The organism is Actinomyces sp. zg328, from assembly GCF_009829635.1.
Taxonomy (GTDB): domain Bacteria; phylum Actinomycetota; class Actinomycetes; order Actinomycetales; family Actinomycetaceae; genus Actinomyces; species Actinomyces marmotae.
The window spans coordinates 1-22,418 of the sequence record NZ_VWPE01000027.1 but is presented as its reverse complement, the minus strand read 5'-3'; the positions used below and the strand labels follow the sequence as shown (position 1 = coordinate 22,418).

The window sequence follows — 22,418 nt, the reverse complement described above, 5'->3', positions numbered from 1 at the left end:
CCCGCTCACTGCCCACGCCGGACGCGCCGCGCATCCTCACCTGGCTCGCCCCCGTCCTCACCCCCGAGGGCGCCGCCGCCCCGGGGTCCCCCCTGCGCGCAGCGATCGCCGCCGACCTCGACCTGTCTCGGCGTAGGGGGGTGGGGTGGGGGAGTGGGAGAATCACGGCGTGAGCGCGACAACAGCTTCCACCGCACCGCCGATCCCCGCCACCACCTCCCGGGCCGTCATCGACCTCGGCGCCATCGCCCACAACGCCGCCGTCCTCGCCCGGGCCGCCGGCACTGCCTGGATGGCCGTCGTCAAAGCCGACGCCTATGGGCACGGCCTGGAGCCCGTCGCGCGCGCCTGCCTCGGCGCCGGCGCCACCTGGCTCGGCGTCGCCCAGCTCGCCGAGGCGCTCCACCTGCGTTCCCTCCTCGACGCCACCGGCATCGCGCGCCCCGCGCCCCGCTCACTGCCCACGCCGGACGCGCCGCGCATCCTCACCTGGCTCGCCCCCGTCCTCACCCCCGAGGGCGCCGCCGCCCCGGGGTCCCCCCTGCGCGCAGCGATCGCCGCCGACCTCGACCTGTCCGTCTCCACCCCCGACCAGGCCCGCGCCATCGCGGCCGCCGCCGACGCCGAGGGGCGCGCCGCCCGCGTCCACCTCAAGGCCGACACCGGCATGTCCCGCGGCGGCGCGACCGACGGCGAACTCCCCGCGCTGGCATCCGCCCTCGCCCAGGCCGAGCGCGCGGGGCGCCTCGCCGTCGTCGGCCTGTGGTCCCACCTCTCGCGCGCCGACGAGCCCGACTCCGGTTCCACCGAAGACCACCTGGCCCGCTTCCGCGCCGCCGACGCCGTCGTCACCGCGGCGGGGCTCTCGCCGGTGGTCCGCCACCTCGCGGCCACGGGCGGGCTGCTGTGGCACCCCGAGGCGCGCCTCGACCTCGTGCGCGCGGGCATCGGGCTCTACGGGCTCTCACCCGACCCCACCGTCGCCACCAGCGCGGGGCTCGGGCTGCGCCCCGCCATGCGCCTGGAAGCCCCTTTAACGCTCGTCAAGCGCATCCCCGCGGGGCAAGCGGTCTCCTACGGCGGCACCTGGACCGCCCCCACGAGTCGCTGGGTCGGCCTGGTCCCCCTCGGCTACGCCGACGGCATCCCGCGCGCGGCCCCCGGCGCCCCCGTCACGGTGATCTCCTCCCCGGTCGGCCCATCGGCCAGCGCTGAGGCCGGCCCATCGGCCGGCACTGCCCCGCCCCCGATCCACGCCAGGATCGTGGGCCGCGTGTGCATGGACCAGGTGGTCATAGACCTCGGGCCCGCGGCCCCCGCCGATGCCCCCGCCGGGGATGAGCCCCCGGCCCGTGCTGGTGACACCGCCGTCCTGTGGGGCGATGGCGCTGATCCGGCGGGCATCCCGACGGCGGACGAGTGGGCCGGCGCATGCGGCACTATCAACTATGAGATCGTTACCCGTCTCGGCGCGCGCGTGCCCCGGGTTTATCTGGGAGTTGGCTGGGAGGATAGAGTCTGATCTGCCATCTCCAGCTGAGAGGACCCGCGATGTCAGACAGCCCGCGCCAGATCGTGGTGAGCACGGCCGATGCGGAGGCCACCCGCGCCCTCGGCGCGCGCCTCGCGTCCCTGCTCAGAGCCGGTGACCTCGTGCTCCTCACCGGCGGGCTCGGGGCGGGAAAGACCACCCTCGCCCAGGGGATCGGCGCCGCCATGGATGTGCGCGGCCGCGTCTCCTCGCCCACCTTCATCATCGCCCGCGCCCACCCCGCCCTCGGGGACGGTCCGGACCTCATCCACGTCGACGCCTACCGGCTGTCCAGCCTTGAGGAGGTTGACGCCCTCGACCTCGACTCCTCCATGGAGCGCTCGGTCACCCTCGTCGAGTGGGGGCGGAACAAGGTCGAGGGCCTCGCCGAGGACCGCCTTGAGATCAGCGTCGACCGCCCCCATGGAGGCCTCCCCGCCCCGGGGGACGCGGCCGACGGCGCCCATGGCGCGGCCGACGGCGCCCCATCCTCCGCCCCCGATCATCCCGCCAGTCCCGCCGATCCCGCCGATCCCGCAGCCCGTCCGGTCCTCGACCTCGACGGCGTCGACGACGGGCGCCGCGCCATCACGATCCAGGCCCATGGGCGGCGCTGGGCCGGCGTGGACCTGGGCGCTCTGGTCGGCTGATGCGCGCGGCCCTCCGCCCCCTGGCGCCGGCAGCGCTCCCGGCGCTCATCGTCATGCTCATCGCCCTGGCGCCGCTCGCCGCCCCGCGTCTCATCGCCCCCAGGGCGGCCGCATCACCCGCATCACTCGCACTGCCCGCGCGCCCGGAGGCGCCGGAGGCCCCCGCCGCCTCGCCGTCCCCCTCATCGGCCCCGGACCCGCGCGCCGCCCCCGACCCCGCCCCCGGGGACGCTGCCATCGCGCGCGCCTGGCTCCAGGCCGAGGGGCCATCCCTGGCCTCCGACCTGGCCGGCGCCGATGGCCAGGCGGCGCTGGGCGAGCCCGTCCAGGTCCACCGCTGGTCCACCGGCTTCCTCGACGGCAGCGCGCCGGAGGACCCCCTGCCGGCCGCCGCCCTCTGGGCCGCCCCCATCCTGGTCGACGGTGAGCCTGTCGGCGCCATCGCCGTCATCGTCGCCGACTCCACGGCCCAGGGGACCACCATCGAGGACGGCCTCCTCGCCGCCGCGCTCGTCGAGGCCGCCCCCGGCCGGGCCACCGCCCCCGGCGCCTCCCAGGCGCCCCCCGCCGCGCGGGCGCATCCGACCAGCCCCGCGCCCGCCTCCACGGCCGCGGCGCCCCCCACGGAGGCCCAGGGCGCGATCATCGTCCTCGGGCGGTCCACCGACTGGTACCTGGTGTCGGGCGGGCGGGTCCGGGCGGCCTCCCACGGCGCCCAGGCGATGCTCGCCGGTCCCATCTCCTTGCGCGACTACTCCGCCGCCATCCTCCAGCGCTCCCAGACGACGCCCCCCGCCCCCGCCCCCGCCATCGGCAAGGGCGAGGACTCCTCGCTCAGCGCGCATCAGCAGGCGGAGGTTTCCGCCGCCGTGGCTATCGGCCTGCTCCTGATCATCCTCACCGTGCGCCGGGAGCGACGGATCCTCGCCCCCGCGAGGCCCCCTGCCAGGACCAGGCCGAGGAGGGCGCCCGAACCCATCCGCCCGGACCGGGCCCCCGCCAAGCGCGGCGACGACGCCCCGGAGATCACCAAGACGCCCGAGATGGCCAGGACGCCCGAGCAGCCCTGAGGCGGGCGGGGATAGGCTCGCCCCGTGCGCATCCTCTCCATCGACTCATCCCTCGGAACCCAGCTCCTCCTGTGCGACGCCGAGCCCGACGCCCCCGCCGACGGCGCTGCGCGCGCCCTGAGGATCCTGTCCGCCCAGGCGCAGGAGGACTCCCGCCGTCACGCCGAATCGCTCGGGCCGATGCTCGCCGCCGCTCTCGCGGCCCCCGATGACGGCGCCCCGCTCGACGTCGTCGTCGTCGCCACCGGCCCCGCGCCCTTCACCGGCCTGCGCGCCGGCCTGGTCACCGCCCGCGCCCTTGCCCGCGCCCGCCGTATCCCCGCGTGCGGAGTCCCGAGCCTCGACGCCGTCGCCCGCCGGGCCCTCGATGAGTTCACCGCCGAGCAAGGGCGCGAGGCGGCCGATGCCGCGACCGTCCTCGTGGCCACGGACGCGCGCCGCAAGGAGGTCTACTGCGCCGCCTACCGCGCCCGGGGTGCCGACGACGTCGAGCCCCTCGCCGCCCCCGCGGTCACCACCCCGCTGGCCGCCGCCGAGCGCCTGGCGGGGCTCGGCTCCGCCGCCGTCGCCGCCGGCTCGGGGTGCGTCCTCTACCCCGAGATCGCGGACGGCCGCCCCGTGCTGGCCCCGGCCTCCGGCAGCGCCGGGGCGCAGGCGCGCATCGCGCTGGCCCGCCTGGCCCGGGGGGAGGAGCTCGGCACAGAGCCCCTCTATCTGCGCCTGGCGGACGCCCAGGTGCCGACCGGCCGCAAGCGCGCCCTCGCGGGCTGAGCCCGCGCGCCCCAGATGCCTTCCGGATCCATGGAGCGCCTCGCCCCCACCGGCGCGCGCCTGCGCGAGATGCGCGCCGGCGACCTCGACGCCGTCGCCGCCCTTGAGGCCGAGCTCTTTGGGGGCGAGGCCTGGAGCCCGGCGCTGCTGCGCGCTGAGCTCGCCGCCACTCAGGGCCGGGGGGCCGACCGCCACTACATCGTCGTCGAGGACGGCGCAGATGGGGAGGATCGCGCTGACGGCGCCGACGCGCCGCGCGCGATCCTGGGCTACGCGGGGCTCTGGGTCGGGGACGGCCGGGGGGACGCCGACCTGCTCACCATCGCCACGGCGGCGCGCGCCCGGCGCCTCGGCCTGGCCCGAGCGATGCTCGACCACCTGATCGACCGGGCGCGGGGCGCGGGCTGCGGCGCCGTCCTGCTCGAGGCCCGCGCCTCCAACGACGCCGCCCAGGCGCTCTACCTCTCGCGGGGCTTCACGCTGATCGGTCGGCGCCGCCGCTACTACTCCGCCCCGATCGAGGACGCCGTCGTCATGCGCCTGGCGCTCAGCGAGCCGGGTCATCAGACCACCGGCGCCGCTGAGCGCCCCGCGGGCGTCGGCCCCGTGGGCTCGGAAGCGGTCTGACCGGTTCGATCCGGCCTCGTGCGCCGCCCGGGGACGCCGTCCGATAGGATCTCCATCACTATTTCCTTCACGCGGGCGTAACGAAATGGCGGGCGCCCCCGGCGGTGATCAGGCCCTCTCCGGCGGTGCGCCCGGGGCCCCACGGCGGCGAATCAACCTGAGTTTCGCCTGGAAGCGCGCGGTCGGAGGGCTTATCTGACGTTCTGGGCCCAAGGGTCCCGAACATCCGTCCCATCGGGTCCGTAGGCTCGTCACGTGACCAAAGCGACTGTTCCCTCCAAGAAGCGGAGCGCGTTGACGACGACAGTCTTCATGAAGCGCATGATGGCGGTCTCGGGCATCGTGTTCCTGTTCTTCGTCCTGTTCCACGCCTACGGCAACACCCACTACTTCGAGGGTGAGATCGCCTACGACCACTACGCGTACTTCCTGCGCGAGCTGCTCGTCCCGATCCTCCCCTTCGGCGGGTTCCTGTGGATCCTGCGCGTCGCCCTCCTGGCGTGCCTCGCGGCCCACGCCGGCAGCGCCTTCCACCTGTGGAGCCGCAACGTCAAGGCCCGAGGCAAAGACGCCTACGCGGTGAAGAAGCCCAACGCGGAGTACTTCGCCTCCCGCTACGCCATGCGCACCATGCGCTGGGGCGGCGTCATCCTCCTGCTGTTCATCTTCATCGTGCACATCCCGCAGTTCACGACGCTGTGGCTGACCCCCGGCGGCGAGTACGTCCACGGCCGCGCCTACATGAACATGTACTACGGCTTCCAGCTGTGGTGGGTCTGGCTGATCTACGCGGTGGCGCTGGCCGCCCTGTGCCTGCACGTGTGGCACGGCGTGTGGTCCGCCCTGCAGACCCTCGGCGCGATCCGCGGCAACGTCATCCCCTTCGTCCGCCTCGTCGCGTTCATCGTCGCCTTCGGGCTCTTCCTCGCCTTCATGTGCGTGCCCACCGCGATCCTCCTGGGCCTGACCCCTGAGCCCATGGACGCCGCGAAGTACGCCGTCGAGGCCGCGAACGCGGGCATCAACTGGATGGGTAAGTGAAAGACATGAGCAACACCACCGCATCGACCCCCGCCCCGACGGCGCCGCTCGTCGACGGCCTCTACTACGAGGGCGACCGGATCGCCGACACCAAGGCCCCGCACGACGTCCCGATCGCGCAGCGCTGGGAGCAGCGCAAGTTCAACGCCAAGCTCGTCAACCCCGCCAACCGCCGCAAGCTCGACATCATCGTCGTCGGCTCCGGCCTGGCCGGTGGCGCGGCGGCGGCCTCGCTCGGCGAGCAGGGCTACAACGTCCAGGTCTTCTTCTACCAGGACTCCGCCCGCCGCGCGCACTCCATCGCGGCCCAGGGCGGCATCAACGCCGCGAAGAACTACCGCAACGACGGCGACTCCGTCCACCGCCTCTTCTATGACACCGTCAAGGGCGGCGACTACCGCGCCCGCGAGGACAACGTCTACCGCCTGGCCGAGGTCAGCGCCAACATCATCGACCAGTGCGTCGCCCAGGGCGTCCCCTTCGCCCGCGAGTACGGCGGCCTGCTCGACAACCGCTCCTTCGGCGGCGTCCAGGTCTCCCGCACCTTCTACGCCCGCGGCCAGACCGGCCAGCAGCTCCTCATCGGCGCCTACCAGGCCCTGGAGCGCCAGGTGCACGCCGGCACGGTCAAGGAGTTCCGCCGCCACGAGATGGTCGAGTTGATCATCGTGGACGGCCGGGCCCGCGGCATCGTCTCCCGCGACATGGTCACCGGCGAGATCTCTACGCACCTGGCCGACGCCGTCGTGCTGGCCACCGGTGGGTACGGGAACGTCTTCTTCCTGTCCACCAACGCCATGGGCTGCAACGCCACCGCCATCTGGCGCGCGCACCGCAAGGGCGCCTACTTCGCCAACCCCTGCTACACGCAGATCCACCCGACCTGCATCCCACAGTCCGGCGACTTCCAGTCCAAGCTCACCCTCATGAGCGAGTCACTGCGTAACGACGGGCGCATCTGGGTGCCCAAGCGCGCCGAGGACTGCGACAAGGACCCGCGCCAGATCCCCGAGGAGGACCGCGACTACTACCTCGAGCGCATCTACCCGGCCTTCGGCAACCTCGTGCCCCGTGACATCGCCTCGCGCCAGGCCAAGAACATGTGCGACGAGGGCCGCGGCGTCGGCCCCGCCATCAAGGAGAAGGACGCTGACGGCACCGAGCGCATGATGCGCCGGGGCGTCTACCTCGACTTCTCCGAGGCCATCGGCCGCCTGGGCAAGGACGCCGTCTCCGCCCGCTACGGCAACCTGTTCGAGATGTACCAGCGCATCACCGGCGACGACCCCTATGAGGTCCCGATGCGCATCTACCCCGCCGTCCACTACACGATGGGCGGGCTGTGGGTCGACTACGACCTGGAGTCCAACATCCCGGGCCTCTACGTCGGCGGGGAGGCCAACTTCTCCGACCACGGCGCCAACCGCCTGGGCGCCTCGGCCCTCATGCAGGGCCTGGCCGATGGCTACTTCGTCCTGCCCGACACCATGAACGACTACCTGGCCGACATGCTCCGCCTGGGCAAGGTCGACCCGAACGCCCCCGAGATCGCCGAGGCGAAGGCCTCCGTCGAGGACCGCATCAACCGCCTCATGGCCCTGCGCGGCACCCGCAGCGTGGACGACTTCCACATGTCGCTGGGCCGCATCATGTGGGAGTACTGCGGCATGGAGCGCCGCGACGCCGGACTGCGCGAGGCCATCAAGCAGATCCGCGCCCTCAAGGAGGAGTTCTGGAGGGATGGCCGCGTCACCGGTGAGGCCACGGAGGTCAACCAGGCCCTGGAGAAGGCCGGGCGCCTGCTCGACTTCTTCGAGCTCGCCGAGCTCATGTGCATCGATGCCCTCCACCGCCGCGAATCCTGCGGCGGGCACTTCCGGGCCGAGTCCCAGACCCCCGAGGGCGAGGCGCTACGCCATGACGACGAGTTCCTCTACGTCGCCGCATGGGAGTGGGGTGGCGAGAACCAGCCCCCGATCCTCCACAAGGAGGACCTCATCTACAAGGACATCGAGCTCAAGCAGCGGAGTTACAAGTGAACATCAAGCTGAAGATCTGGCGCCAGAAGAACACGAGCGCCAAGGGCCACTTCGAGGAGTACTCGATGACCGGCGTCGAGGAGCACATGAGCTTCCTCGAGGTCCTCGACCTGCTCAACGAGCAACTCTTCGCCGAGGGCAAGGACCCCGTCACCTTCGACTCCGACTGCCGCGAGGGCATCTGCGGCCAGTGCGGCGTCGTCATCAACGGGCAGGCCCACGGGCCCATCCGCTCCACCACCTGCCAGCTGCACATGCGCCACCTCGCCGAGGACCCCTCCTTCAAGGACGGCTCCACGATCACCATCGAGCCCTGGCGCTCGACGGGCTTCCCGATCCTCAAGGACCTCATGGTGGACCGCTCCGCCCTCGACCGCATCGTCCAGGCCGGCGGCTACATCTCGGTCAACACCGGAGGCGCCCCCGAGGCCCACTCCGTGCCCGTCCAGAAGGAGAAGGCCGACGCCGCCTTCGAGGCCGCGGCCTGCATCGGCTGCGGGGCCTGCGTCGCCGCCTGCCCGAACGCCTCCGCCATGCTGTTCACCGGCGCGAAGATCTCCCACCTGGGCCTGCTCCCGCAGGGCCAGCCCGAGCGCCTCGCCCGCGTGGTCTCCATGCTGAACCAGCACGACGCCGAGGGCTTCGGTGGCTGCACGAACATCGGTGAGTGCGCCGCCGTGTGCCCCAAGTCGGTCCCGATCGAGGTCATCTCGCGACTCAACCGCGACCTCGGCCACGCGCTGTGGAAGGGGCAGAAGGCCCACTAGGTGGCGCTGAGGCCCTGGCGCCCGGAGGCGCACTAGGGCCCGCGGCGACCAGCGGGGCGCGGTTCTCGGAACGCCCGTTCGAGGAGACTCGGCGGCGCTTCCGGGAACCGCGCCCCGCCTCGCTGCTATGACGACGGCCGGGGCCTCGCTATGACGACGGCCGGGCGGCGCCCACGCGGGGCTGGAATCCATCGAGGATGAGGCCGATCTTGCGATCGAGCCAGCCCCGCTCCAGCCAGGACGGATCGGGGTGGTAGGGGGGAAGGCTCCGGAAGCCGTCACCGCTGGGGCCCTCCCGCCCCAGCCAGTCGGCCCTCAGGGCGGCGACCTGGACATGCGTGGCGACGGTGGTGTCGGCGATGATGTCGACGGCCAGGGCGGCGTCCTCCTGGCTCAGGCCGCCCTCGACGAAGGCCCGGTGGGCGGCCTCGATCGTGGATGCGAAGCACTCGGCCGCCCAGGGCATGGTGATGAGTAGGCGGTCGAGCCCCGGGCAGCCCTCCAGCAGCGCCCACAGGGACTCGACCTGATGGTGGGCGTTGCGGCGCCAGTCGACGGGGTCGGGGGAGAAGCGCAGTCGCGTGGCGAGCTCGGTCAGGCACGCCCGCAGCAGGTCCTCGCGCGAGGTGATGGCGCGGTACAGGCCGGAGACGGCGACCCCCAGGCGCTCGGCCACGGCTGTCAGCGTGAAGTCGGCGATCCCGATCTCCAGTGCCGCGTCGACGACGTCCTGGCGGGAGAATCCCGGCTTGGGCCCTGTGGGGCGGCCCTGTCTCCTCGTGCTCCTCGGGCTCCTCGTGGTCGTCATGGCCCCACGGTAGCCGCCGGCGTCCCCTGGTGGCCGACGAGGCGCCGTAGTAAGATCGTCCTAAGTCAAATCTGAAAGGCTTTCAGAGTTGATGGGAGGCGTTCAGTGAGCACAGGCGAGACGACGTCGGGATCATCGGAATCCCAGCCCGCATCCATCGCCCCTCTGGACCGGGGGCCGGTGCCGCGCGTCGGCGCCCCGCCCTCGGGGGAGAGCGGATCCGAGCGGACCGGGGGTGGCAACGCCGAGAGATCCCGCGCTGGGCAGGCCGCGCTGCGGCGCCTGGGAGCCCCCGTGCGCGGCTGGCTGGGGATCGGGCAGGCGCTCACCGTCGCCTCGGGTGTGCTCTCCGTCGCCCCCTATGTCGCCCTCGTGCGCCTGGGCGACATCCTCCTGGACGCCCACAACGCCGGCGTCGCCCCCGACCGCCAGCAGGCGAACGACGTCGTCATGCTGCTCGTGGGCGCCTACACGGCCAGGCTGCTGCTGTACTCCGTCGCCCTGCTCATCACCCACATGGCGGACCTGCGCCTGCGCGACCGGCTGCGCCGCGACATCGTCGCCCGCGTCTCCCGCGCCCCACTGGCCTGGTTCACCGCCTCCTCCTCCGGTCGTGTGCGCAAGGCCGTTCAGGATGACACCGCCGCCGTCCACACCGTCATCGCCCACGCCCCCATCGAGCGCCTCAACGCCATCGTCTCGCCCCTGGCGCTCCTGGCCTGCGCCTTCTGGATCGACTGGCGCCTGGCCCTTCTGGCCGTGGCCACCATGCCCCTGTGCCTGGCGACCTACTCACTGTCCCTGAGAGGCATGAGGGACAAGACGGTGGAGATGGACCGCCGGCTCGCGGACGTGTCCTCCACCATGGTCGAGTTCGTCACCGGCATCCCGGTGGTCAAGGCCTTCGGGCGCGGCGGGCGGGCCCACGGCGCCTACCTGGCCGCCGCCGACGGGTTCTCCCGCTTCTACCACGACTGGGCCATGTCGCTCATGACGGTCAGCTGCCTGTCCTTCGCGTGGGTCTCCATCCCGGTGGTCCTGCTGGTCGACCTGGGAGGCGGCTCCCTGCTCATCCACGCCGGCGTGGTCACCCTGCCGCAGGTGCTGGCCGCCGCGCTTATCGCCCTCGTGCTCCCCGACGCGCTCATCACCGTGGTCTCCGTGAGCTGGTCCTACCAGCTGGCCGGCGCCGCGGCGCTGCGGCTGTGCGAGGTGCTCGACACCCCCGTCCTTTCCGACCCCGCCAGCCCGAAGCGGCCCGTGGGGGCCCGCGTCGAGATCGAGCGCGTGTCCTTCTCCTACGGGGATAACCGCGCTCTCGACGACGTCAGCCTCACCCTGGAGCCCGGCACGGTCACCGCCCTGCTGGGGCCGTCGGGCTCCGGCAAGTCGACGCTGGCCACCCTCATCGCCCGCTTCGCCGACCCCGACTCCGGAGTCGTGCGCATCGGCGGGGTGGACCTGCGAGACATGGACGAGGAGACCCTCTACTCCACCGTCTCCTTCGTCCTCCAGGATGCCCAACTGCTGGGGGCCACCGTGCGCGAGAACATCGCGCTGGGCTGCCCGGGCGCCACCGACGAGCAGGTGCGCGCCGCCGCCCGCGCCGCCCGCATCGATGAGGAGATCATGGCCCTGCCGCGCGGCTACGACACCGTCTTAGGGCAGGAGGCTGCCCTGTCCGGCGGCCAGGAGCAGCGCATCGCCATCGCCCGCGCCCTGCTGCTGGACACCCCCGTCCTGCTCATGGACGAGGCCACCGCCATGGCCGACCCGGAGTCCGAGGCGCAGATCCAGGAGGCGCTGAGCGCGCTGGTTCGGGACCGCACCGTCCTGGTAATCGCCCACCGGCCCGCCGTCGTGCGCGGCGCCGACCGCATCGCCGTCATGGAGCGGGGGCGCCTCGTCGCGGCCGCCACCCACGCCGAGTTGCTGGATGAGCCCCACTACCGGGCCCTGCTGCGCCAGTCCGGGCGGCTGGCCGACGCCGGCGCCTCCCCGGCCGGGGTATCGGCCGCTCCGGGCGCGTCGGCCGCTCCGGATCCTGCCCTCCCGGGAGCCGGCCTCGCCCCGGACCCGGACCCGGGCGCGGGGCGCGGCGGCGGGGGGAGCCTGGCGCCGGCTCCGGGGGACGCTGGGCCCGCCTGGGAGAGGCGCTCCCTGCTGGCCCACTACCGCCGCCTCATGACCGCGGGCACCTGGAGGCGGACGCTGAGAGGGGTCGCGCTCGGCGCGGTCAGCGGCCTCATCTCCGGAGTGGCTCTGCTGTCCCTCCTGCCCGCCTCGGTGGCCTTGGCCGACGGCGGGACCCGCTGGGGCCTGAGCCTCGGCGGCTGGCTGGTGGCGCTCGCGGCCTGCGCCATCGTGTCGGCGGTCATCGATTTCATCGGGAGGCGTGCGAACATGATGGGGGCGCTCGGCTTCATGCGCGACGTCCATCACGCCATCGGTGACAAGATTGCCCGCCTGCCCCTGCGCTGGTTCGACTCCGACTCCGCCGGCACCATGTCCCGGGCCGCTAGCCAGGAGATGCTGTCCCTGGGAGAGTCCGCCGCCCACTTCCTGTACCGGATCGCCTCCGCCGTCGCCGGCTGCGCCGTCATCTGGATCGGCTCATGGGCCTGGGACTGGCGCCTGGGGCTGTTCCTGACCGTCGGCGCCCCCGTCGTGGCGCTGCTCATCCTCCTGGCCCGCCGTCTTCTCGATCACGGCAAGGCCATCTCGGAGCCCGCTGAGCGGGAGCTCGCCACCCGTATCGTCGAGTTCGCCCGCTGTCAGGGGGCCCTGCGCTCGTGCCGCGCGGTGGGCCGTTATGGGCGGTTGACGGCGGCCTTCGCCGACGGCCTTCGCGCCTCCCGCCGCGCCCTGTGGTGGGAGACCGGTGGGAACCTCCTCACGGGCGCCGTCACCCAGGTCGTGGTGGTCGGCATGATCATGCTCACCGCCTCCCTCGCCGTCGCCGGCGCCATGGAGCCCCTGCCCGCGATCGCCACCATCGGCATGTGCCTGCGCTTCACCACCATGCTCGACGACGTCTCCGGCGCCGCCTTCGGCCTGGAGGAGCGGCGTCAGATGATGAGTCATCTCGACGCCGTCATGGACGCCCCCGTCATGGACGAGCCGAGCGGGCGCGCCGCGCTGACCGAGCCCGGGTCCGTGCGCCTCGACGGCGTCACCTTCGGATACCGGGAGGGGGCGCGTGTCCTCGACGGTGTCTCGATGGAGGTCCCCGCGCGGACGATGTGCGCGATCGTCGGCCCTTCCGGCTCGGGCAAGACCACGATCGCCCGCCTCATCGCCCGCTTCTGGGATGCGGACTCGGGGGCCGTGCGCGTGGGCGGCGCTGATGTTCGCGACATGCCGACCCCCCAGCTCATGGAGCAGTTGAGCATGGTCTTCCAGGACGTCTACCTCTTCGACGGAACCCTGGAGGCCAACATCCGCGTCGGCGATCCGGGGGCGGGCCCGGAACAGTTGCGATGGGCGGCCGGGCTCGCGGGCGTCACCGAGATCGCGGACCGCCTGCCCGACGGCTGGGGGGCCCGCGTCGGCGAGGGCGGGCGCGCCCTGTCCGGCGGGGAGCGCCAGCGCGTCTCGATCGCCCGGGCCCTGCTCAAGCGCGCGCCGATCGTCCTGCTGGATGAGGCCACCAGCGCCCTGGATGCGGAGAACGAGGCCCATATTGTGGCGGCCATGGAGGAGTTGCGCCGCACCTCCACGCTCATTGTCATCGCCCACAAGCTCGAGACGATCGCCGCCGCCGACCAGGTGGTGGTGCTCGGCGACGACGGGCGGGTGGCCCAGCGCGGCCGCCATGCCGACCTGATCGAGGCCGAGGGTCCCTATCGGGACTTCTGGACTCGGCGGGTCCGCGCCCGCGGCTGGTCACTGGTGTAAGCGCCATCCTCGTCCCGGCCGCGGTACGGGCCTCCGCCTGGCAGGGGCTAGGCTGAGCGCCGTGAGCGCCCCCTTGATCCTCGGCATCGAGTCCACCTGTGATGAGACCGGCGTGGCCCTCGTTCGCGGCCGCGAGCTGCTCGGCGACGTCACCGCCACCTCCATGGATGAGTACGCCCGCTTCGGCGGGATCATCCCCGAGATCGCCTCCCGCGCCCATCTGGAGGCCTTCGTCCCCACTCTCGACGCCGCCCTGGAGCGCGCCGGAGTAGGCCTTGAGGAGATCGACGCCATCGCCGTGTGCGCGGGCCCCGGCCTCATTGGCTCGCTCACCGTGGGCATCTCCGCGGCCAAGGCCCTGGCGGCGTCTCTGGGCAGGCCCATCTACGGCGTCAACCACGTCATCGGCCACCTCGCCGTCGACGAGCTTGTCGACGGGCCCCTGCCCGACCGCTTCATCGGGCTCATCGTCTCCGGCGGGCACTCGAGCATCCTGAGCATCCGCGACATCGCCACCGACGTCGTCGAGCTCGGCGGCACCCTCGACGACGCCGCGGGGGAGGCCTTCGACAAAGTCGGCCGCCTCCTCGGGCTGCCCTATCCCGGCGGGCCTCATGTGGACCGCTGCTCCCAGGCCGGGGACCGCGAGGCGATCCGCTTCCCCAGGGGGCTGGCTGCCGCGAAGGACCGCGAGCGCCACCGCTACGACTTCTCCTTCTCCGGCCTCAAGACGGCCGTGGCCCGCTACGTGGAGTCCTTGGAGGACGGCGGGCGAGAGGTGCCGGTGGATGACATCTGCGCCGCCTTCTCCGAGGCTGTCAACGACTCGCTGACCGCCAAGGCCGTGGCCGCCTGCCTCGACACGGGCTGCGACACCCTCGTCATCGGCGGAGGGTTCTCCGCGAACTCGCGGCTGCGCGAGCTCGCCGCGGAGCGGTGCCAGGCGGCGGGCATCACCCTGCGCATCCCGTCGCTGCGCTACTGCACAGACAACGGCGCCCAGATCGCGGCGCTCGGGGCGGCCGCGGCGCGCGCCGGCGTCGAGCCGAGCCCGCTCGACTTCGCCCCGGACTCCGCCATGCCCCTGGACACCGTTATCGCTCGCTGACAGGCTCCACCGTGCGCGCGGCGCGGGTCAGGACAGCGGGTCGTAGGACGTGACCTGATCGTGGATGGCGTCGATGGCCTGGGCGGTCCGCCTGCGGGACAGCCCTTGGCGGGTGACGGGCAGGCGCACCTCCGCCGTCTCGGTGGCCAGAGTGAGCCTGTGGATGTGCACGGTGAACCCGCGGCGGCGGATCCGCGCCCGCTCGATCCACAGGCGGCCGTGCACCTCGTCCCAGGAGTAGTGACGGGTGCGCAGCGCCGTACGCGCGTGCAGCCCGGTCGCGTCGACGGTCAAGCGTGCGCGCAGGGGGACGACGGCCAGCAGGAGGAACCCCAAGCCCATCGCCGTGAGCACGGCGATGAGGGCAGGGCTCGGCCGGTCCTGGGGGCCCACGCCCTCGGCCGCGACACCGGCACCGGCCAGCAGGACGGCGACGGCGAGGAGGGCCAGAGCGACGACGGACAGGATCGCTGCGCTCACCCAGGCGGTGGCTCCGGGGCGAATGACGAGGGGCGGTTGGGCGGAGGGGGCGTGCGGGGAGCGGGATACGGGGGAAGGCATGGACGTAAAGTATAAAAAGTATAAGGTTTCCTGTGCAAGCAAACCGTTCCCGCCGGTTCCCGCTCCCGTCCTCCGTGCCCGCTCGACCGCAGCCGTCGCTCGCCCCGCGACGGTGCGCGCGCCGGTGCCCGTGTGACAGCCGGCGGACCGGCGCACCAACACGCAGACAGGACCCACGATGACCCAGTCCCCTTCTCCCTCGTCCGCCGGCACCCCGGCGCGCGTCCTCGAACGAGGCTCGCAGGCGCGCAGCAACGACATCCGCATGATCGCCATCGCCCTCGCGATGCTATGCGCGGGGATCGTCCTCATGGTGTGGCAGCCGGACTTCATCTACAGCACCAGGCGAGGGCCCGTGCTCGGCCCGGGCCTGCTCGTGGCCGGCGTCGTCGGCGCGCTCGCCGCCCTCGTCTCCTTCGTGCGCCACGAGAAGGGGCAGCGCCCGCGCGTCGTCATCGACGACCGCGGCGTCCACGACGCCACGGGTCCCAAGGCTGTCGGACTCATTCCCTGGGAGGAGATCGCCGGGCTGCGCGTGGTGTCGGCCAACTCAGGCCGCAACGAGTACGTGCACGTCTTCCTCCACCACCCCGAGCAGGCGCTGGCGCAGATGATCGCGGACCCGCGACGGCGGCAGGCGATGCTGGCGCGAGCCTCCCGCGGCCAGGCGCCCATCGCCATCAACTCCGGCGTCCTCGGCCTGCCCGGTGTCAGCCTGGCGACGGTCATCCGTGAGGAGGGGGAGCGGCGGGTCGGCTGGGAGTCGACGACGTCGTGAACCGCCTGTTCCCCGGCCTGCCCTCCTTAGGGACTCAGCGCTCAGCGCCTACGGGCTCGACGACGAGCACGGCGCCCCGGTCGTGCTCGTCGCGCACGCCCACCCGGGTCGCCACCCACGTCTCCGCCCCGTCGCCCTTGAGGCGCAGGGAGGCGCGCAGGGCGTCGAGGGAGACGGGCAGGCCCCGCTTGTGGATCTCCAGGCGCCCGATGCCGCGCTCGCGCACCCGCGCCCGCAGGGCCTTGAGATTGAGCGGCAGCGCCTCGCGCACGCGCCAGCAGCGCAGGAAGGGGGCGAGTGACGCCTGAGGCGGCGTGTCGCCGGTGAGGTAGGCGATGCGCGTGCCCACGGGGCGCGAGGCCGTGCGGCGCGCCAGCTCGGCGACCAGCCCCGCACGGATCGCGGCGCCGTCGGGCTCTAGGAGGAATTCACCGATCTCGGCGGTGCCGGTCACCGGCTCGAGCTGCTCCGGGGCGGCGGAGGGATCCGCGCAGGCCGGGTCGGCCAGGCGCCGGGCCCGCGGCTCGCCGTCGGCGCCCGTGGTCAGGACCAGGGCCGAGCGGCCCGGCCCCTCCGGGGCCAGTGGCCCGCACCAGATGCCGGCCTCGACAACCTCCCCGTCCACGCTCACCCACTGGACATGGGCGTGTGAGGGCAGGAGCGCGTGGTCGATGCCGGGCGCCACCTTGACCCCCACGGCGTCGACGCGCTCGCGCAGCGCGAGGACCTCGCTCAGCCGCGGCGACCACTGCTCGGGGTCCGTCAGCCGTCGCCCGCCCGCCCGCCGGGCCGGGTCGGCGAAGACGGCGTCGACACCCTCGGCCTCCAGGTCGACCGACAGGGCGTCGGCGCGCAGGACCCGAGCGCCCTCGAAGGGCATGAGGTTGACGGTCGCCAGGGCCGCCGTCGCCTCGTCGCGCTCGACGGCGAGCACGTCAAGCCCCAGTCCCGCCAGGGCCATGGCGTCCCCGCCGATGCCGCAGCCGAGGTCGGCGACCCGGTGCGCGCCCGCGGCTGCGTAACGGGCGGCGTGGTGGGCGGAGACCGCCAGGCGGGTGGCCTGCTCCAGCCCGTCGGGCGTGAAGAGCATCTGCTGGGCGAAGTCGCCGAACTTCGCGGCCGCGCGCGAGCGCAGGCGCTGCTGGGTGAGGGCGGCGGCGACGAGGGCCGGGGCGTGGCCGGCGGCGCGCAGGGACTCGGCGAGGCGGAGCGCCTCGGCCTCGTCGTATGGGGGCAGCGATCCGAGCAGCGCCCAGCCCTCCGGGGTGAGCAGGGGCATGAGGGACAGCGCCGCGGGGTCGGAGGGGGCGGCGGGCTCGGGCTGGGCGGGCTCAGACGTGGCGACGTCGCGCTGGGAGTCAGTCATCCCCCCGATCATGGCATGCCCCTAGTGCTACCCATCGCCAACCCGGGCGTCCGGCAGCCGGCATGCGTCGCGCCTCCCCGCCGTCCCGGCCAGCACCGTCAGGCCCGCCAGCCCCGGCCACGCCGTCGGCGAAAGCCCCGCAAGCGCTTGGCACTCGCGTTGACTGAGTGCTAATCGCGGACGTAGATTCGTTCTTGGCACGGGGCCCACCAGCCCCGCGGCTCGCACTCAGGAGCGCTTGCCGGCCCCCGCGACGGCGGCACAGCGCGCATCGAGCGCAGCAGACAATGTCATCCACCCACTAGCGAGAAGGGGAGGTCCGCAATGTCGATCTCCATCAAGCCGCTCGAGGACCGGATCGTCGTCCAGACGGTCGAGGCCGAGCAGGTCACCGCCTCCGGCATCGTCCTGCCGGGCACCGCCCAGGAGAAGCCGCAGGAGGGCAAGGTCGTGGCCGTGGGCCCCGGCCGCGTCGACGACAACGGCAACCGCGTCCCGGTCGATGTCGCCGAGGGCGACGTCGTCATCTACTCCAAGTACGGCGGCACCGAGGTCAAGTACGACGGCGAGGAGTACCTCATCCTCTCCGCCCGCGACATCCTCGCGATCGTCACCAAGTGACCCCCGCGGGCCCGGCCCGCGCCTCGGATCCCCCGGAGGGGCCGTCTCGGCCGCCGGGGGATCCGCGCGTCTCGGGCGCCGCGCCCGGCCCGTGGGTCCTGGGGCCAGCCCCCGCCGCCCGATGGCGGCCCTCGTCGCGTCTGGCGGGCCTGGGATGCGCGCGGCCCCGCCGCCGACCTACGATGCGACCGTGAGCGACTCGATCACCAGCCCCGATATCTACGCCCCCACCGGACTGACCTACGACGACGTGCTCCTCCTGCCCAGGCTGACGGACGTCATCCCCTCCGAGGTCGATACCACCTCCCGTCTGACCCGCGGGATTACCCTGTCAACGCCGCTGCTCAGCGCCGCCATGGACACCGTCACCGAGTCGGAGATGGCCATCGCCATGGCCCGCCAGGGCGGCATGGGCATCCTCCACCGCAACCTGTCCATCGAGGAGCAGGCCGACCAGGTGCGCCGGGTCAAGCGCTCGGAGTCCGGCATGGTCTCCGACCCCGTCATCGTCGGCCCGGACGCCACCATCTCCCAACTCGATGAGCTGTGCGGCCAGTACAAGGTCTCCGGCCTGCCCGTGGTGGGCCCCGACGGCGCTCTCCACGGCATCATCACCAATAGGGACCTGCGCTTCGTCCCCGCCGAGAAGTGGTCGACGATCCGCGTGCGCGACTGCATGACCCCGCGCGAGCGCCTCATCACCGGGCGCACGGGGATCTCTCGCGAGGACGCCAAGGCCCTGCTCGCCGAGCACCGCATCGAGAAGCTCCCCCTGATCGACGACGCCGGGCGCCTCACCGGCCTCATTACCGTCAAGGACTTCGTCAAGACCGAGCAGTACCCCAACGCCACGAAGGACGCCGAGGGCCGCCTCGTCGTCGGCGCCGCCGTCGGCTACTGGGGCGACACCTGGGAGCGGGCCACCGCCCTGGCCGAGGCCGGTGTGGACGCGCTCGTCGTCGACACCGCCAACGGTGGGGCGCGCCTGGCCCTGGAGATGATCTCGCGCATCAAGTCCGACCCGGCCTTCTCCTGTGTCGAGGTCATCGGCGGCAACGTGGCCACCCGCGAGGGCGCCCAGGCGCTTATCGACGCCGGGGTCGACGCCGTCAAGGTCGGCGTGGGCCCGGGCTCGATCTGCACCACCCGCGTGGTGGCGGGGGTCGGCGTCCCGCAGGTGACCGCCGTCTACGAGGCCGCGCGCGCCTGCGGCCCCGCGGGCGTCCCGCTCATCGCCGACGGCGGCCTGCAGTACTCCGGCGACATCGCCAAGGCGCTTGTGGCCGGCGCGGACACGGTCATGCTCGGCTCGCTGCTCGCCGGATGCACCGAATCCCCGGGGGACCTCGTATTCGTCAACGGCAAGCAGTGGAAGCGCTACCGCGGCATGGGCTCGCTCGGCGCCATGAGTTCGCGCGGGCGCCGCTCCTACTCCAAGGACCGCTACTTCCAGGCCGATGTCTCCTCGGACTCCAAGATCGTCCCCGAGGGCATCGAGGGCCAGGTGCCCTACTCCGGTTCGCTGGCGGACGTCGTCTACCAGTTGGTGGGGGGCCTTCACCAGTCGATGTTCTACGTGGGCGCCCGCACGGTCCCCGAGCTCAAGGAGCGCGGGCAGTTCGTGAGGATCACCTCCGCGGGGCTCAAGGAGTCCCACCCGCACGACGTCATGATGACCGCCGAGGCCCCCAACTACCAGTCGCGCTCCTGAGGGCGGCAGCGCGCCTTGCGCCTCACCCGGCGCGCAGGCCGCCCCGCCTCGCGCCCGAGGGCGCGGCCCTCACGCCGGTGGGGAGTCCGGCAGCGGCCAGGCGGTCTGCGCGCCCGGACGGCCCGGGCTCGTCCTCGCCAGCCACCTGTTGAAGGACTCCGCCCACTGCCGGTGGTAGCGCGCCTGCGCGGCCACCAGTTCCTCAGCGGGAATGGCCGCCACCTCCGGATGAGCGGCGAGGATCGCCTCGAGGACGTCTAGTGTGGCGATGACGTCCACCTCCGCCGTGTGCAGGGCCTCGTCCACCGGCACGCGGTAGGCGGCGGCCATGTCCCCCAGGCGCCGCTTGCCCCGGCGGAAGCGGTCAACCGCCCTGTCGATGACCAGGGGATCGAGGATCGGCCCGAGCTCACGGCCCAAGCGCTCGCGCATGGTGGCCAGCCCATGGCGGGCGAGTTCGGCCTCCAGGAGGGTGAGGTCATAGGAGGCGTTGAAGGCGACCACGGGCGTGCCCGCGCCCATGGCGGACACGAGGGCATCGGAGACCTCGGTGAGAACCTCCTCAATAGCGCGCCCCTCCGCCCGGGCCCGCTCGGTGGTGATCCCGTGGACGGCGGCGGCCGCCGCCGGGATCTCCACGCCGGGATCGGCGAGCCACGTGGTGACGGACTGGGCCCGCCCACCGTCGGCCGCGCGCCGCCCGCGCGAGACCAGGGCGGCGGTGACCAGGCGCTCGCGGGTGGGATCGACTCCCGTGGTCTCGGTGTCCAGTCCAAGGAGGGGGCCGCTGGCCCATGCGGCAGGTTTAACGCTCATGGGCCCAGGATGCCACCGGGCCCTGACATCGATCTGGGCGCTCTTGTCGCCGGGGGCGGGCGGGGGAGGATCGCCCGTCTAGGATCGGTCCATGAGCGGTGAGATCGAGATCGGGCGCTCCAAGCGCGCCCGCCAGGCCTACTCCTTCGAGGACATCGCCCTCGTCCCCTCCCGGCGCACCCGGGACGTCCGCGATGTTCGCGTCGGCTGGCAGTTGGACGCCTACCACGTCGACCTGCCCGTCATGGCCGCCCCCATGGACTCCGCGATGGGGCCCCGCACGGCGATCGCCGTCGGCAGCCTGGGAGGCATCGGCACCCTTGACCTGGAGGGCCTGTGGACCCGCTACGCGGACCCGGCTGATGCCTACGCGCGCATCCGCTCCGCCGCTCCCGAGGAGGCCACGCGCGTCCTGCAGGACGTGTACTCGCGGCGCGTGGACCACGCCCTCATCGCCGAGCGCGTCGCGGGGCTGCGGGCCTCCGGCGCCGTCGTCGCGGGCAGGCTCAGCCCCAACCACGCCCTCGAGCACTGGCGCGCCGTCGTCGAGGCCGGCGTGGACCTGCTCATCATCCGCGGCTCCACCGTCTCGGCCGAGCACGTCTCCGGCGCCAAGGAGCCGCTCAATCTCAAGCGCTTCATCTACGAACTCGACGTGCCCGTCGTCGTCGGCGGGGTGACCACCTACACGGCGGCCCTCCACCTCATGCGCACCGGGGCCGCCGGGGTCCTCGTGGGCCAGGGCGGTGGGGCGTCCTCATCCATCCGCCAGGTCCTGGGCCTCCACATGCCCATGGCCACCGCCGTCGCCGACGTCGCCGCCGCCAGGCGCGACTACATGGACGAGTCCGGGGGTCGCTACGTCCACGTCATCGCCGACGGCGGGGTCGGCAACTCCGGCGACGTCGTCAAGGCCATCGCCTGCGGGGCCGATGCCGTCATGCTCGGCGCGGCGCTCGCCCGGGCGGCCGAGGCGCCGGGCGACGGCTACCACTGGGGCTCGGAGGCCTACCACGACCGGCTCCCGCGCGGCTACCGCACGCATGTGGGCACCGTGGGGACCCTTGAGGAGATCCTCAACGGCCCCTCGGACCGCGCTGATGGCACGCTCAACATCATGGGCGCCCTGCGGCGCACCCTGGCCGCCACCGGCTATGGCGACGTCAAGGAGTTGCAGCGGGCCCAGATCGTCGTCGCCCCCTACATGCCATCCGTGACTGATCCCACGCGAGACATGCCGCGGAGGAGCAAAACGGATAGGCTGTGACATGTTCAGCGGGATCGCTGCACACCATCAGGACGCTGCGCCCGCGCGCCTGTTTCTCATCCTAAGGAGCACCACTATGGCTCAGGTCACCGCCACTATCGCCTCCAAGGTCGGTCTTCACGCCCGTCCCGCCGCCACCTTCGTCAAGGCCGTCGCCGAGACGGGCGTCCCCGTCACCATCGCCAAGGAGGGCGGTGCGCCGGTCGACGCCTCTTCCATCCTCGGCGTGATGACCCTTGGCGCCGGTTTCGGCGACGTCGTCACCCTGGCCTCGGACGCCGACGGCGCTGACTCCGCCCTGGCCAAGCTCAAGGCCCTGCTCGAGACCGACCTCGATGCCTGAGGCCCGCGCATCGTGCGCCCGTGGGGCGCCCCTCCCGGAGCGGAGGGGCGCCCCACGCTCATGCGGGCGGCCCGCCTGGGGCGTGCTGCTGGGAACCGTCGTCGCGCCGGTAGGGTGTGGGCCATGACGATCATCGCCGCCGCGGATGGCTCGGCCCTTGGCAACCCCGGACCCGCCGGCTGGGCGTGGTACGTGAGCGACGACTGCTGGGCCGCCGGCGGTTGGCCCGAGTCCACGAACAACCGGGGCGAGCTCACCGCCGTCCTCGAGCTCCTGCGAGCGACCGCCGCCGCTGGGCTGGCCGGCGAGGACCTCCTCATCCAGGCGGACTCCCAGTACGTCATCAACTCCCTGACCAAGTGGCGCCACGGCTGGAAGAGGCGTGGCTGGCGTAAGGCCGACGGCAAGCCGGTCCTCAACGAGGACCTCATGCGCGCCCTTGACGAGGCGCTGGCCGGCCGGCAGGTGCGCTTCGAGTGGGTGCGGGGGCACGTGGGCCACCCCATGAATGAGGCCGCCGATACCCGCGCTCGCGCCGCCGCCACCGCCTACCAGCGAGGCGCGGCGATCCCCGGTGGGCCGGGCTGGCCCGGCGCCGGCTCGACCGCGCGGCCTACTGGCGCGCCCGGCGCCGATGGCGCCCCCC

Annotated in this window: 20 protein-coding genes; 16 read left to right on the top strand and 4 right to left on the bottom strand. The window is 73.0% G+C overall.

Annotation, left to right across the window (positions count from 1 at the left end; all coding sequences use genetic code 11):
- Nucleotides 1–169: 169 nt before the first annotated feature.
- From GVV75_RS09410 to GVV75_RS09375, 8 genes are all read left to right on the top strand, one after another.
- The gene (locus GVV75_RS09410; protein WP_159814469.1) at nucleotides 170–1,522 is read left to right on the top strand and encodes an alanine racemase; all 1,353 of its coding nucleotides are present in this window, start codon (nucleotides 170–172) and stop codon (nucleotides 1,520–1,522) included.
- A gap of 29 nt (nucleotides 1,523–1,551) precedes the next feature.
- Nucleotides 1,552–2,181 carry a tRNA (adenosine(37)-N6)-threonylcarbamoyltransferase complex ATPase subunit type 1 TsaE gene (gene tsaE, locus GVV75_RS09405; protein WP_159814467.1) on the top strand — a complete coding sequence of 210 codons (630 nt, stop codon included), beginning with the start codon at nucleotides 1,552–1,554 and terminating at the stop codon, nucleotides 2,179–2,181.
- On the top strand, nucleotides 2,181–3,251 hold the full coding sequence (locus GVV75_RS09400; protein ID WP_159814465.1) for a hypothetical protein: 1,071 nt from the start codon (nucleotides 2,181–2,183) through the stop codon (nucleotides 3,249–3,251). The genes tsaE and GVV75_RS09400 overlap by 1 nt, the downstream gene beginning before the upstream one ends.
- 24 nt (nucleotides 3,252–3,275) lie before the next feature.
- Nucleotides 3,276–4,022, top strand: coding sequence for a tRNA (adenosine(37)-N6)-threonylcarbamoyltransferase complex dimerization subunit type 1 TsaB (gene tsaB, locus GVV75_RS09395; RefSeq protein WP_159814463.1), 747 nt, complete (start codon nucleotides 3,276–3,278; stop codon nucleotides 4,020–4,022).
- Between the two features lie 15 nt (nucleotides 4,023–4,037).
- Nucleotides 4,038–4,649 (top strand): GNAT family N-acetyltransferase, encoded by a 612-nt coding sequence (locus GVV75_RS09390; RefSeq protein WP_236266122.1) that lies wholly within the window; start codon nucleotides 4,038–4,040, stop codon nucleotides 4,647–4,649.
- Nucleotides 4,650–4,961: 312 nt separating this feature from the next.
- On the top strand, nucleotides 4,962–5,690 hold the full coding sequence (locus GVV75_RS09385) for a succinate dehydrogenase cytochrome b subunit (RefSeq protein ID WP_201288755.1): 729 nt from the start codon (nucleotides 4,962–4,964) through the stop codon (nucleotides 5,688–5,690).
- A 5-nt stretch (nucleotides 5,691–5,695) separates the two neighbouring features.
- Nucleotides 5,696–7,729 (top strand): fumarate reductase/succinate dehydrogenase flavoprotein subunit, encoded by a 2,034-nt coding sequence (locus GVV75_RS09380; RefSeq protein WP_159524532.1) that lies wholly within the window; start codon nucleotides 5,696–5,698, stop codon nucleotides 7,727–7,729.
- Nucleotides 7,726–8,496 (top strand): succinate dehydrogenase/fumarate reductase iron-sulfur subunit, encoded by a 771-nt coding sequence (locus tag GVV75_RS09375; protein WP_159524531.1) that lies wholly within the window; start codon nucleotides 7,726–7,728, stop codon nucleotides 8,494–8,496. The genes GVV75_RS09380 and GVV75_RS09375 overlap by 4 nt, the downstream gene beginning before the upstream one ends.
- Nucleotides 8,497–8,644: 148 nt before the next feature.
- Here the strand turns inward: GVV75_RS09375 and GVV75_RS09370 are convergent, their stop codons facing one another.
- On the bottom strand, nucleotides 8,645–9,304 hold the full coding sequence (locus GVV75_RS09370; RefSeq protein WP_159814459.1) for a TetR/AcrR family transcriptional regulator: 660 nt from the start codon (nucleotides 9,302–9,304) through the stop codon (nucleotides 8,645–8,647).
- 105 nt (nucleotides 9,305–9,409) lie between these two features.
- Here GVV75_RS09370 and GVV75_RS09365 point away from each other — a divergent pair, with 105 nt between their 5' ends.
- Nucleotides 9,410–13,201: an ABC transporter ATP-binding protein gene (locus tag GVV75_RS09365; RefSeq protein ID WP_328703549.1), complete on the top strand. Its 3,792-nt coding sequence runs from the start codon at nucleotides 9,410–9,412 to the stop codon at nucleotides 13,199–13,201.
- A gap of 61 nt (nucleotides 13,202–13,262) precedes the next feature.
- Complete coding sequence (gene tsaD, locus GVV75_RS09360; protein ID WP_159814457.1) at nucleotides 13,263–14,309, top strand: tRNA (adenosine(37)-N6)-threonylcarbamoyltransferase complex transferase subunit TsaD; 1,047 nt, start codon at nucleotides 13,263–13,265, stop codon at nucleotides 14,307–14,309.
- Nucleotides 14,310–14,336: 27 nt separating this feature from the next.
- Here tsaD and GVV75_RS09355 read toward each other — a convergent pair whose 3' ends face one another.
- Nucleotides 14,337–14,870 carry a PH domain-containing protein gene (locus GVV75_RS09355; RefSeq protein WP_159625772.1) on the bottom strand — a complete coding sequence of 178 codons (534 nt, stop codon included), beginning with the start codon at nucleotides 14,868–14,870 and terminating at the stop codon, nucleotides 14,337–14,339.
- Between the two features lie 178 nt (nucleotides 14,871–15,048).
- Between GVV75_RS09355 and GVV75_RS09350 the strand changes: the two genes are divergently transcribed.
- Nucleotides 15,049–15,648, top strand: coding sequence for an STM3941 family protein (locus tag GVV75_RS09350; RefSeq protein WP_159814455.1), 600 nt, complete (start codon nucleotides 15,049–15,051; stop codon nucleotides 15,646–15,648).
- A 34-nt stretch (nucleotides 15,649–15,682) separates the two neighbouring features.
- Here GVV75_RS09350 and GVV75_RS09345 read toward each other — a convergent pair whose 3' ends face one another.
- Complete coding sequence (locus GVV75_RS09345; RefSeq protein WP_236266123.1) at nucleotides 15,683–16,927, bottom strand: class I SAM-dependent methyltransferase; 1,245 nt, start codon at nucleotides 16,925–16,927, stop codon at nucleotides 15,683–15,685.
- Nucleotides 16,928–17,338: 411 nt separating this feature from the next.
- Between GVV75_RS09345 and groES the strand changes: the two genes are divergently transcribed.
- On the top strand, nucleotides 17,339–17,635 hold the full coding sequence (gene groES / locus GVV75_RS09340; RefSeq protein WP_159524525.1) for a co-chaperone GroES: 297 nt from the start codon (nucleotides 17,339–17,341) through the stop codon (nucleotides 17,633–17,635).
- Between the two features lie 154 nt (nucleotides 17,636–17,789).
- Nucleotides 17,790–19,346 carry an IMP dehydrogenase gene (guaB, locus tag GVV75_RS09335; RefSeq protein ID WP_236266121.1) on the top strand — a complete coding sequence of 519 codons (1,557 nt, stop codon included), beginning with the start codon at nucleotides 17,790–17,792 and terminating at the stop codon, nucleotides 19,344–19,346.
- A gap of 69 nt (nucleotides 19,347–19,415) precedes the next feature.
- On the opposite strand, the gene GVV75_RS09330 is transcribed toward guaB, so the two are convergent.
- Entirely contained in the window at nucleotides 19,416–20,162 is a 747-nt protein-coding gene (locus GVV75_RS09330) for an exonuclease domain-containing protein (protein ID WP_159524523.1), read from the bottom strand.
- A 91-nt stretch (nucleotides 20,163–20,253) separates the two neighbouring features.
- On the opposite strand from GVV75_RS09330, the gene GVV75_RS09325 reads away from it, so the two are divergent.
- From GVV75_RS09325 to GVV75_RS09315, 3 genes are all read left to right on the top strand, one after another.
- Complete coding sequence (locus tag GVV75_RS09325) at nucleotides 20,254–21,429, top strand: GuaB3 family IMP dehydrogenase-related protein (protein WP_159814450.1); 1,176 nt, start codon at nucleotides 20,254–20,256, stop codon at nucleotides 21,427–21,429.
- A 76-nt stretch (nucleotides 21,430–21,505) separates the two neighbouring features.
- Nucleotides 21,506–21,772: an HPr family phosphocarrier protein gene (locus tag GVV75_RS09320; protein WP_159814448.1), complete on the top strand. Its 267-nt coding sequence runs from the start codon at nucleotides 21,506–21,508 to the stop codon at nucleotides 21,770–21,772.
- A 123-nt stretch (nucleotides 21,773–21,895) separates the two neighbouring features.
- On the top strand, nucleotides 21,896–22,418 hold a 523-nt coding region (locus GVV75_RS09315; RefSeq protein WP_159814446.1), incomplete at its 3' end, for a ribonuclease H family protein.

Coding starts and splice junctions, on each gene's coding strand:
- tsaE (WP_159814467.1), top strand. CDS start 1,552: ATGTCAGACAGCCCGCGCCAGATCGTGGTGAGCACGGCCGATGCGGAG.
- GVV75_RS09400 (WP_159814465.1), top strand. CDS start 2,181: ATGCGCGCGGCCCTCCGCCCCCTGGCGCCGGCAGCGCTCCCGGCGCTC.
- GVV75_RS09390 (WP_236266122.1), top strand. CDS start 4,038: ATGCCTTCCGGATCCATGGAGCGCCTCGCCCCCACCGGCGCGCGCCTG.
- GVV75_RS09385 (WP_201288755.1), top strand. CDS start 4,962: ATGAAGCGCATGATGGCGGTCTCGGGCATCGTGTTCCTGTTCTTCGTC.
- GVV75_RS09380 (WP_159524532.1), top strand. CDS start 5,696: ATGAGCAACACCACCGCATCGACCCCCGCCCCGACGGCGCCGCTCGTC.
- GVV75_RS09370 (WP_159814459.1), bottom strand. CDS start 9,304: ATGACGACCACGAGGAGCCCGAGGAGCACGAGGAGACAGGGCCGCCCC.
- GVV75_RS09355 (WP_159625772.1), bottom strand. CDS start 14,870: ATGCCTTCCCCCGTATCCCGCTCCCCGCACGCCCCCTCCGCCCAACCG.
- GVV75_RS09350 (WP_159814455.1), top strand. CDS start 15,049: ATGACCCAGTCCCCTTCTCCCTCGTCCGCCGGCACCCCGGCGCGCGTC.
- GVV75_RS09345 (WP_236266123.1), bottom strand. CDS start 16,927: ATGCCCCTGCTCACCCCGGAGGGCTGGGCGCTGCTCGGATCGCTGCCC.
- groES (WP_159524525.1), top strand. CDS start 17,339: ATGTCGATCTCCATCAAGCCGCTCGAGGACCGGATCGTCGTCCAGACG.
- guaB (WP_236266121.1), top strand. CDS start 17,790: ATGCGCGCGGCCCCGCCGCCGACCTACGATGCGACCGTGAGCGACTCG.
- GVV75_RS09330 (WP_159524523.1), bottom strand. CDS start 20,162: ATGAGCGTTAAACCTGCCGCATGGGCCAGCGGCCCCCTCCTTGGACTG.
- GVV75_RS09325 (WP_159814450.1), top strand. CDS start 20,254: ATGAGCGGTGAGATCGAGATCGGGCGCTCCAAGCGCGCCCGCCAGGCC.
- GVV75_RS09320 (WP_159814448.1), top strand. CDS start 21,506: ATGGCTCAGGTCACCGCCACTATCGCCTCCAAGGTCGGTCTTCACGCC.